Origin of the sequence: Streptomyces sp. NPDC056224 (genome assembly GCF_042267665.1) — a bacterium.
Lineage (GTDB): Bacteria > Actinomycetota > Actinomycetes > Streptomycetales > Streptomycetaceae > Streptomyces.
On sequence record NZ_JBHJTK010000090.1, the window covers coordinates 1 to 7,716 of the forward strand.

The window sequence follows — 7,716 nt, forward strand, 5'->3', positions numbered from 1 at the left end:
GTTCTGTGTTCTTGCGTTTCCGACTCTATCAGACTCTTTCGTGTCCGACTTCCTCGGCGCTTTCCAGGTTCTGCGCTTTCGCGCTTTCCCTTTCCGGCGATTCCGACTCTATCAGATTCGTTTCTGTGCCGTTTCCGGTTTGGATTCGAATTCCGATGGCCTTCGGGGGGCCTTCCCATTTCGGGTGGATCAGACTTTATCAGGTCTCCCTGAGCCTCGATTCCCACCCTCCTCCAGACTTCGTCCGGGGGCCCCAGCATGACTCATCCGGACACACATGTGTGCCCGGTTGTCGTGCGGGGTGGAGTCGTAAACGTACTGGAGCGGGACCCCCGGATGCAAATCCGGTTGCCCCGCTCCGGTGACGTCGCTACGGCGAGGGTCAGACCTCGACGACGACGGGGAGGATCATCGGCCGGCGACGGTAGCTGTCCGACACCCACTTGCCCATCGTGCGGCGGATGAGCTGCTGGATCTGGTGCGGCTCGGCCACGCCGTCGGCGGCCGCGCGGGCGATGGCTTCCTCGATCTTCGCCACGACCGGGCCGAAGGCCGAGTCGTCGATGCCGGAGCCGCGGGCCTGGATGTTGGGACCGCTGACGACCTTGCCCGTCGTGCTGTCCACCACGACGTAGACCGAGATGATGCCTTCGTCGCCGAGGATCCGGCGGTCCTTCAGGTGGACCTCGGTGACGTCGCCGACCGAGAGGCCGTCCACGTACACGTAGCCGGCCTGCACCTTGCCGGAGATCCGGGCCTTGCCGTCGATCAGGTCGACGACCACGCCGTCCTCGGCGATGACGATGCGGTCCTTCGGGACGCCCGTCAGGGCACCGAGCTCGGCGTTGGCGCGCAGGTGGCGCCATTCGCCGTGGACCGGCATCAGGTTCCGCGGCTTGCAGATGTTGTAGAAGTACAGCAGCTCGCCCGCGGAGGCGTGACCGGAGACGTGCACCTTGGCGTTGCCCTTGTGCACGACGTTGGCGCCCCAGCGGGTCAGGCCGTTGATCACGCGGTAGACCGCGTTCTCGTTGCCCGGGATCAGGGACGACGCCAGGATGACCGTGTCGCCGGGGACGATCCGGATCTGGTGGTCGCGGTTCGCCATGCGGGACAGCGCGGCCATCGGCTCGCCCTGGGAACCGGTGCAGACCAGGACGACCTCTTCGGGCGGCAGGTCGTCGAGGGTCTTGACGTCCACGACGAGACCGGCCGGGACCCGCAGGTAGCCCAGGTCACGGGCGATGCCCATGTTGCGGACCATCGAGCGGCCGACGAAGGCGACCCGGCGGCCGTACTCGTGCGCGGCGTCGAGGATCTGCTGGATGCGGTGCACGTGGCTGGCGAAGCTGGCCACGATGATCCTGTGGTGGGCGTTCGCGAAGACGTTGCGCAGAACGCTGGAGATCTCGCGCTCCGGCGGGACGAAGCCCGGGACCTCGGCGTTCGTCGAGTCGGAGAGGAGGAGGTCGATGCCCTCTTCGCTCAGACGCGCGAAAGCGTGCAGGTCGGTGAGGCGCTTGTCCAGCGGGAGCTGGTCCATCTTGAAGTCGCCGGTGGCGACGACCAGGCCCGCGGGGGTCCGGATCGCGACGGCCAGGGCGTCGGGGATGGAGTGGTTGACGGCGATGAACTCGCAGTCGAAGGGGCCGAGGCTCTCCCGCTCGCCTTCCTTCACCTCAAGGGTGTAGGGGCGGATGCGGTGCTCCTGCAGCTTCGCCTCGATGAGGGCCAGCGTCAGCTTGGAGCCGATCAGCGGGATGTCCGGCTTCTCCCGGAGGAGGTACGGGACGGCGCCGATGTGGTCCTCGTGACCGTGCGTGAGCACGATGCCGTCGATGTCGTCGAGGCGGTCCCTGATGGACGTGAAGTCCGGCAGGATCAGGTCGATGCCCGGCTGCTCCTCCTCGGGGAAGAGGACGCCGCAGTCGACGATCAGCAGGCGGCCGTCGAACTCGAAGACGGTCATGTTGCGGCCGATCTCGCCGAGGCCACCCAGGGGGGTGACCCGCAGGCCGCCCTTGGGCAGCTTCGGCGGCGGACCGAGTTCAGGATGCGGATGGCTCAAAAGTGTCTCCTCACCACACACGCCACGTACCTCGGAAGGCACGCGGCGTGTATGACATTCGTGCTCTTGCTGTTGTCTGTTTCGGTCGTGCTTGTTCAGTTGTGAAGTCTGTTGTCAGAGCTGTACCCCGCCGGCGGCCAGATCGAGCTTGAGCTGCGCCGTCTCTTCGGCGGTCAGTTCGATCAGCGGCAGCCGCAGCGGACCCGCGGGCAGCCCCAGCAGGTTCAACGCGCCCTTGGTCGTCATGACGCCCTGGGTGCGGAACATGCCGGTGAAGACCGGGAGCAGCTTCTGGTGGATCTCGGTCGCCTTCTGGACGTCTCCGCCCAGGTGGGCTTCGAGCATCGCGCGCAGGTCGGGGGTGACCACATGGGCGACCACGGAGACGAAGCCGGCCGCGCCGACGGACAGGAGCGGCAGGTTCAGCATGTCGTCGCCGGAGTACCAGGCCAGGCCGCTCTGCGCGATGGCCCAGCTGGCGCGGCCGAGGTCGCCCTTGGCGTCCTTGTTGGCAACGATACGGGGGTGCTCGGCCAGCCGGACCAGGGTTTCGGTGTCGATCGGGACACCACTGCGGCCGGGGATGTCGTAGAGCATGACCGGCAGCCCGGTCGCGTCGGCGATCGCCGTGAAGTGCCGGTAGAGGCCCTCCTGGGGCGGCTTGCTGTAGTACGGGGTCACCGCGAGCAGGCCGTGGGCGCCGGTGCGCTCGGCCTGGCGGGCGAGCTCCAGGGTGTGGCGGGTGTCGTTGGTGCCGATGCCGGCGACCACGTGGGCGCGGTCTCCGACGGCTTCGAGGACGGCTCGTACGAGGTCGCTTTTCTCCGCGTCGGTGGTGGTCGGCGACTCGCCGGTGGTGCCGTTGATGATCAGGCCGTCGTTGCCTGCGTCCACCAGGTGGACGGCGAGCCGCTGCGCGCCGTCGAGGTCGAGTGCGCCATCCGCCGTGAACGGCGTGATCATGGCGGTGAGGACCCGCCCGAAGGGGGTCTGCGGAGTCGAGATCGGAGCCATGGGTAACACGCTACTCGCTGCCATGGTCGCGGTGTCCCCTCGGGGGACGTCAACAGGGCGTACGGAGTGTTGGACGCCGGCACTGCCTGCTCGGGGGTTCAGGCAGTGCCGGGTCCGTTTGATCAGCCTAGATGAACTTTCCGAAACGCCGCAATACGGACACTTAGGACTTGACTGGTCGCCCCCGCCGCTGTCCCGCACGCACGGGACCTCAGGGGGCGACGCGGCCGTTGCCGTTGAAGGCGGCGTACGTGAGCGGCATGAGCTCCGCCCAGTGCTGCTCCATCTTCTCGCCGACCATCTCGATCTCCCGCTGCGGGAACGACGGCACCGCCGCGAGCTCGTGCTGGGTGCGCAGGCCGAGGAAGTGCATGAGCGAGCGCGCGTTGCAGGTGGCGTACATGGAGGAGAAAAGTCCGACCGGCAGGACCGAACGGGCAACCTCCCGGGCCACGCCCGCGTCGAGCATCTCCCGGTAGGCCTCGTAGGCCCGTACGTAGGAATCCTCCATGACGCGGCCGGTCAGCTCCTGCTGCGCCTCGGTGCCCTCGACGAAGACGTACTTGCCCGGGCGGCCCTCCTGGACGAGCTTGCGCTCGGCGTCCGGGACGTAGAAGACCGGCTCCAGCTCCCTGTAGCGGCCGGATTCCTCGTTGTAGGACCAGCCGACGCGGTGGCGCATGAACTCGCGGAACACGAAGATCGGCGCGCTGATGAAGAAGGTCATCGAATTGTGCTCGAAGGGGCTGCCGTGGCGGTCCCGCATGAGGTAGTTGATGAGGCCCTTGGAGCGCTCCGGGTCCTTCTGCAGCTCCTCCAGGGACTGCTCGCCCGCCGTGGAGACACGGGCGGCCCACAGCACGTCCGAGTCGGCGGCGGAGTGCTTCACCAGCTCCACCGTCACGTCACTGCGGAAGCTGGGTTTCAGATCTGAAGCGGCGGTCTCGCTCACCGGGGGTCCTTCCAAACGTGCGTCCTGGGGCGCGCCCACTCTACGTCGCCGCCTGCGGGCCGCGGCGCCACGAATTTTCGTTAATGTGCCCAAACCCGGCACCGATTGGGCCTCTCGGACGTCCTACGTAAGAGAACGCACACCGATCGTGAGGAGAGTGGCTCCCATGTTCCTCCCCCAGCTACCGCCGGGAGGGGCCCCCGGACGGGAACCCGTCCCGTTCGCCTTCGTCGCCGAGGCCGACCGATTCCGCAGCAACGTCACTCCGCCGCCGCGCGAGAGTCTGAGCAGGACTCAGCTCGCCGCCCGTAGTCTGGTCGGGCTGACCGTGGTGGCGGGGCTGGCCGGCTCGCTGCTCTTCGGTATGCCCGCACTGCAGCCGGGCAAGGCGCCGGCGAAGTCGCAGCAGTCGGAGGCCTCCGAGGGGCGGTAGCCTCACGGTCACAGCCCAACCGAACGTGCATGTGAGTGAGGTCCAGCCGTGCCCCTGCCCTTCCTGACGGCCGACGGTGTGTCCGAGGCGGATGACGACGGCGACGAGGCGCTCGCCCATGACGACCACGACCGCTGGCGGCGGCCCTACCGGCCGGGTCCCTGGCGGGTGGCCATCGCCGCGCTGCTGCTCCTGCTCTCCGCCTTCATGCTGCTGGCCACCATGATCATCGCCTTCGCGGGCGCCCTGGGCGGGGCGTCGGTGTGCCTCGTCGCCGCGCTCGGTGTCGTCGGGTCCGCGGTGCAACTGCTGCGCGCCGGCGTCTGGGTGAGCCGTACGGGACTGCGCCGGGTCGGGTTCTTCAGGACCCGCTCGATCGCCTGGAGCGAGATCGCCGAGCTGCGTACCGTGCAGCAGCCGGTGCGCTGGCTCGGTCTGCCGAGGACCGTCCAGGGACAGGCGCTGACGGTGGCCGCGCGTGACGGCGCCGAGCTGCCGGTACTGCTGACCGACCACAACGCCGATTTCCTGTCGCGGGCCGAGGCCTTCGACCGGGCCGCCGACACGGTCGGGGCCTGGGCCGACGAGTACCGGCCCGTCCCCGCCTGATCCGGCGCCGCGCGCACGGGGAGCCCGTACAGGTGTCAGACCTGTACGGGCTTCTTGTCGTGCAGGGCGATCGCCCGCTGCATGGCCTTGCGCGCCCGCGGGGTGTCACGGGCGTCGTGGTAGGCGACGGCGAGCCGGAACCAGCTGCGCCAGTCCCCCGGCGCGTCCTCGGTCTCGGCCTTGCGGCGCGCGAAGACCTCGTCGGCCGAGTCCCGCAGGATCCGGCCGTACTCGTCCCGCTCCAGCTCGTCGACGGGCAGGCCGCCCTCGCCCTCCAGCTCGGTCGCGAGCTGGTTGGCCCTGGTCACGAACCGGGTGTTCTTCCAGAGGAACCAGACGCCGATGACCGGCAGGATCAGCACGGCCACACCGAAGGTGACGGTGAGCCAGGTTCCGTGCCGGATCAGCATCAGACCCCGGCTGCCGGCCAGGACGAAGTAGACGACCAGGACGGCCGCCGTGAGGAAGTACGTGATCTTCGCGCGCATGATGATCGGATCAGCCCAGGTCGAGGAAGTGTTCCAGACCGAAGGTGAGGCCCGGGGTCTGCGTCACGCGGCGCACGCCGAGCAGGATGCCCGGCATGAAGCTGCTGTGGTGCAGGGAGTCGTGACGGATGGTCAGGGTCTCGCCCTCGGCACCGAGGAGCACCTCCTGGTGGGCCAGCAGGCCGCGCAGGCGGACGGCGTGCACCGGGACGCCGTCGACGTCCGCGCCGCGGGCGCCGTCGAGGGCGGTCGCGGTGGCGTCGGGCTGCGGGGCGCAGCCCGCCTCCGCGCGGGCCGCCGCGATGAGCTGCGCCGTACGGGTCGCGGTACCCGAGGGGGCGTCGACCTTGTTGGGGTGGTGCAGCTCGACGACCTCGACTGACTCGAAGTACCGGGCGGCCTGGGCGGCGAACTTCATGGTCAGGACGGCGCCGATGGAGAAGTTCGGGGCGATGAGCACACCGGTCTCCGGGGAACCGGCGAGCCAGGTGTTCAGCTGAGCGAGGCGGTCCTCGTTCCAGCCGGTGGTGCCGACCACTCCGTGGATGCCGTGACGGATCAGGAACTCCAGGTTCCCCATGACCGAGGCGGGGGTGGTCAGCTCGACGGCGACCTGGGCGCCGGCCTCGGCCAGCGTCTCCAGTTCGTCGCCGCGGCCGAGGGCCGCCACCAGCTCCATGTCGTCGGCGGCCTCGACCGCCTTCACGGCCTCGGAGCCGATGCGGCCCTGTGCGCCGAGGACTGCCACGCGCAGCTTGCTCATCTTCATGTCCTCAAATCAGAACAGACTTACCTACGTACGGGACTGGGCGACGGCCTCGTCGAGGCGGGCCGCCTGCTTCTCCTTGAGCGGGCCGATCACCGCGAGCGAGGGCCGCTGGGCCAGTACATCCTGCGCGACCGAGCGGACGTCGTCCGGGGTCACGGAGGCGATCCGCCCCAGCATGTCGTCGACCGACATCTGGTCGCCCCAGCACAGCTCGCTCTTGCCGATCCGGTTCATGATCGCGCCGGTGTCCTCCAGGCCGAGGACGGTGGAACCGGACAGCTGGCCGATGGCCCGCTTGATCTCGTCGTCGGCGAGCCCCTCGGAGGCCACCTTGTCGAGCTCGTCGCGGCAGATCCGGAGCACGTCGTGGACCTGGTTGGGGCGGCAGCCCGCGTACACGCCGAAGAGGCCGGTGTCGGCGAAGCCGGAGGTGTACGAGTACACGCTGTAGGCGAGGCCGCGCTTCTCCCGCACCTCCTGGAAGAGCCGGGAGGACATGCCGCCGCCGAGCGCGGTGTTCAGCACGCCGAGAGCCCAGCGGCGCTCGTCGGTGCGGGCGAGGCCGGGCATGCCGAGGACCACGTGGGCCTGCTCGGTCTTGCGGTTCACCAGTTCGACGCGGCCGGAGGTGCGGATCCGCCTGGTGCCGGAGCGCGGGCCGATCGGCTCGGCGTCGCTGCGGGTCAGCGCGCCGGCCCGCTCGAAGGCCGCGCGGACCTGGCGTACGACCTTGTTGTGGTCGACGTTGCCGGCGGCCGCGACGACGAGGTGGGTCGGGTCGTAGTGCTTCTTGTAGAAGCGGCGGATCCGGTCGGCGCCGAGCGCGTTGATCGTGTCGACGGTGCCGAGGACGGGGCGGCCCAGGGGGGTGTCGCCGTACATCGTCTGCGCGAACAGGTCGTGGACCATGTCGCCCGGGTCGTCCTCGGTCATCGCGATCTCTTCGAGGATGACGCCGCGCTCGGCGTCGACGTCCTCCTCGCGGATCAGCGAGCCGGTGAGCATGTCGCAGACCACGTCGATGGCCAGCGGCAGGTCGGTGTCGAGCACCCGGGCGTAGTAGCAGGTGTACTCCTTCGCCGTGAAGGCGTTCATCTCGCCGCCGACCGCGTCGATCGCGGAGGAGATGTCGAGGGCACTGCGCTGGTGCGTGCCCTTGAAGAGGAGGTGCTCCAGGTAGTGCGTGGCGCCGTTCAGCGTGGGCGTCTCGTCACGGGAGCCGACGTGCGCCCAGATGCCGAAGGTGGCGGAGCGGACCGAGGGCAGCGTCTCGGTGACGATGCGCAGGCCGCCGGGCAGGACGGTGCGCCGGACGGTGCCGATGCCGCTCTGCCCCTTGAGGAGGGTTTGGGTACGGGCGACGGCCCGCCCCTCCGAAGAGGC

8 protein-coding genes are annotated in these 7,716 nt (G+C 69.1%); 2 read left to right on the forward strand and 6 right to left on the reverse strand.

Annotated elements, in window-relative coordinates:
* Window positions 1-382: 382 nt before the first annotated feature.
* From ACFCZ1_RS38165 to thyX, 3 genes are all read right to left on the reverse strand, one after another.
* Window positions 383-2,068 carry a ribonuclease J gene (locus tag ACFCZ1_RS38165; RefSeq protein WP_376682877.1) on the reverse strand — a complete coding sequence of 562 codons (1,686 nt, stop codon included), beginning with the start codon at window positions 2,066-2,068 and terminating at the stop codon, window positions 383-385.
* Window positions 2,069-2,182: 114 nt separating this feature from the next.
* A complete protein-coding gene (gene dapA / locus ACFCZ1_RS38170; RefSeq protein WP_376682878.1) occupies window positions 2,183-3,082 on the reverse strand; it encodes a 4-hydroxy-tetrahydrodipicolinate synthase in 900 nt (299 codons plus the stop codon).
* A gap of 211 nt (window positions 3,083-3,293) precedes the next feature.
* Complete coding sequence (thyX, locus tag ACFCZ1_RS38175) at window positions 3,294-4,034, reverse strand: FAD-dependent thymidylate synthase (protein WP_376682879.1); 741 nt, start codon at window positions 4,032-4,034, stop codon at window positions 3,294-3,296.
* Between the two features lie 166 nt (window positions 4,035-4,200).
* On the opposite strand from thyX, the gene ACFCZ1_RS38180 reads away from it, so the two are divergent.
* Together ACFCZ1_RS38180 and ACFCZ1_RS38185 are read left to right on the forward strand one after the other, a co-directional pair.
* Window positions 4,201-4,467 (forward strand): hypothetical protein, encoded by a 267-nt coding sequence (locus tag ACFCZ1_RS38180; protein WP_376682880.1) that lies wholly within the window; start codon window positions 4,201-4,203, stop codon window positions 4,465-4,467.
* Between the two features lie 48 nt (window positions 4,468-4,515).
* Window positions 4,516-5,076, forward strand: a complete 561-nt coding sequence (locus ACFCZ1_RS38185) for a PH domain-containing protein (protein WP_376682881.1) — start codon at window positions 4,516-4,518, stop codon at window positions 5,074-5,076.
* Between the two features lie 35 nt (window positions 5,077-5,111).
* Here the strand turns inward: ACFCZ1_RS38185 and ACFCZ1_RS38190 are convergent, their stop codons facing one another.
* The 3 genes from ACFCZ1_RS38190 to ACFCZ1_RS38200 all read right to left on the reverse strand — a co-directional run.
* A complete protein-coding gene (locus ACFCZ1_RS38190) occupies window positions 5,112-5,564 on the reverse strand; it encodes a hypothetical protein (protein ID WP_328927960.1) in 453 nt (150 codons plus the stop codon).
* A gap of 10 nt (window positions 5,565-5,574) precedes the next feature.
* Window positions 5,575-6,327, reverse strand: coding sequence for a 4-hydroxy-tetrahydrodipicolinate reductase (gene dapB, locus ACFCZ1_RS38195; protein ID WP_376682882.1), 753 nt, complete (start codon window positions 6,325-6,327; stop codon window positions 5,575-5,577).
* 30 nt (window positions 6,328-6,357) lie between these two features.
* On the reverse strand, window positions 6,358-7,716 hold a 1,359-nt coding region (locus tag ACFCZ1_RS38200), incomplete at its 5' end, for a M16 family metallopeptidase (RefSeq protein WP_376682883.1).